Raw genomic sequence first — 1973 nt, 5'->3', positions numbered from 1 at the left:
GCGTGCGGGCAGCGTGCGACGGACCGTCATAATCATGGCGTCATTTCCCCGCGACGACTTCGTGCCGGCCCGGCGAGCCCCTGCCGGCACGCTTCCGGCAGTCGGTTCAGTGCCGACGGTGGCGGTCAGTGGCGATCGGTGGCGGTCCCGGCGGCCGGCGTCTCACCACATTGGACGACGACGAATCCCCCCCCGGCCGGAGTACTCGATCTGCGCGAGCTCCCCCGAGCTACGCCCCATGAGGTTGCCTATCTTGAACGAGGAGACCACCCGGGTACGTATGCCCGCCGTCCAGGCGACCGCGGCATCCCGGTCGACGCAGACCGGCTCGTCCGTCGACAACACCAGGGGAGCGCCCAGGCACAGCACGGCGACGCCGCCGCTGCCGGAAACCTCGGTGTTGAAGATCCCACCGGCGATCATGGCGCCGATGCCACCGGACGTCGTGGTGACCTTGTAGCGGATGCCGGACTCCAGCGCGAGCAGGCTGCGGCCGTTGACCGTCAGGCTGTCGTTGTCGAGCGTGAAGACCGAGATGTGGCTTCCGGACTCGGCGAACCAGACGCTTCCGTGGCCGGCGACCCTCATCAGGTCCTGGCCCTCACCGGTAACCGCCCGCCGCAGGAATCCACCGACTCCCTGGCCCTTGTAGGCGAAGTCGACGCGGCCGCGATAGGCCACCATGCCTCCCTGTTTGGCGTACATCTCGCCGCCGTCGAGGCGTACCCGCAGCATGCGATCGCCCTCTTCCAAGGCGAACGGGGGGCCCGCGGCGGGGCCCCCGCGAAGGTCGCGAGTGGCTGGCTCATGGCCTCCATTCAACGCCCATCCACACCCGTTCGGGCCACACCGGTGGGAATACCGACGGGAGTATGGCGGGTAGACCGGCACCCGCCCGTCAGAGCAGCATCAGCAGCATCGCGCCGGCCATGACCAGTCGGGACGTGGCCGATGTCACCGGCGGCGTGTGGGTCACCCAGCCCGGCCTGCCCCTGCGGACCAGCGGGCCACCGATAGCAGCCAGCACCGCCACAGTGAAGATCACCGCGAACCAGTCGGTCAGATTCGTCAGACCGGTCGAATCACCGACCGGCCACCTGTCCGCTCGGGCCATGTACGCCATCGCCAACCCCTCGATGACGAGCATCGAGCAGCAGGACCACCGCGACGGCTCGCAGGTCGGGTCCGTCAGGACAAGCTCGCAGGTCGGGTCCGTCAGGACAAGAAGGAAGAAGACGCCGGCCAGCGCCAGATAAGCGACGGCGAACACCACCGACGACGTCATCCAGCGTGGGCCGACGAACATGACGGCCATTCCCGCGGCCACCACCGTGTGCCCAATCTCGGCCGGTGGGTACACGGCCCTCTGCCGGGCTCGCACAAGCGCGTCGGCGAGACGTCCGGCGTGGAACATCGCCAGCAACACGCAGGCGACCGCGGCAACGACGGCCACCGCCTGTGGTGGGGCCAGTGCGTACGCCGCTGCCGGGTGGTGGTGTGTCACCGATCCGCGGGTTCCCGTCCAGGCTTCCGTCCAGTTACGGCACGTCGCACGTCAGCTCACGTCCAGGGCGAGTTCGGCGTCGACCAGTGCGGTGATGCTGCCGGCACGGGCCTCGTCGACGATGGCCTGGAGCTGTTCGACACTCATCTGGATCCGCTGGCCGAAGTCATCGGTCAGCACGATGCGCCGCTCCGCCGGAGCCTCGTGGTCGACGAAGAGCTCCGGGCAACCACAGTTGCATTTTCCGCAAAAGGTCAAAATGTGACGTTCGCGAGTAGATCCGGACATGCCGTCTCCCGGGGTAGCGGACCAATCAGGAATATCAGTCTAAGATCCTCTTAGGGAAACGTCTGCGCGTTTACCGGATTCCGGGGGCACGGACACGGGGCGCAGTCAGGGCGCCCGCAGTCAGGGCGCGCGGTCAGGGGCCGGGGGACCCCCGGCGGAGTCGTCCGGCAGCCCACCCACG

2 protein-coding genes and 1 pseudogene are annotated in these 1973 nt (G+C 68.2%); all 3 read right to left on the bottom strand.

Translation table 11 applies throughout. The features are described from left to right. Nucleotides 1–125 precede the first annotated feature (125 nt). A pseudogene (locus ACY5KJ_RS06910) lies at nt 126–818 on the bottom strand (AIM24 family protein). Nucleotides 819–898: 80 nt separating this feature from the next. Then, complete coding sequence (locus ACY5KJ_RS06905) at nt 899–1453, bottom strand: DUF5134 domain-containing protein (RefSeq protein WP_462203013.1); 555 nt, start codon at nt 1451–1453, stop codon at nt 899–901. A gap of 102 nt (nt 1454–1555) precedes the next feature. Then, entirely contained in the window at nt 1556–1792 is a 237-nt protein-coding gene (locus ACY5KJ_RS06900; protein ID WP_462187233.1) for a hypothetical protein, read from the bottom strand. Between the last annotated feature and the right edge of the window lie 181 nt (nt 1793–1973).

This window comes from Frankia sp. CcWB3 (assembly GCF_977927595.1).
The sequence above is the reverse complement of the archived record's forward strand: the minus strand, read 5'-3'. Positions and strand labels throughout refer to the sequence as shown.

Coding starts and splice junctions, on each gene's coding strand:
- ACY5KJ_RS06900 (WP_462187233.1), bottom strand. CDS start 1,792: ATGTCCGGATCTACTCGCGAACGTCACATTTTGACCTTTTGCGGAAAA.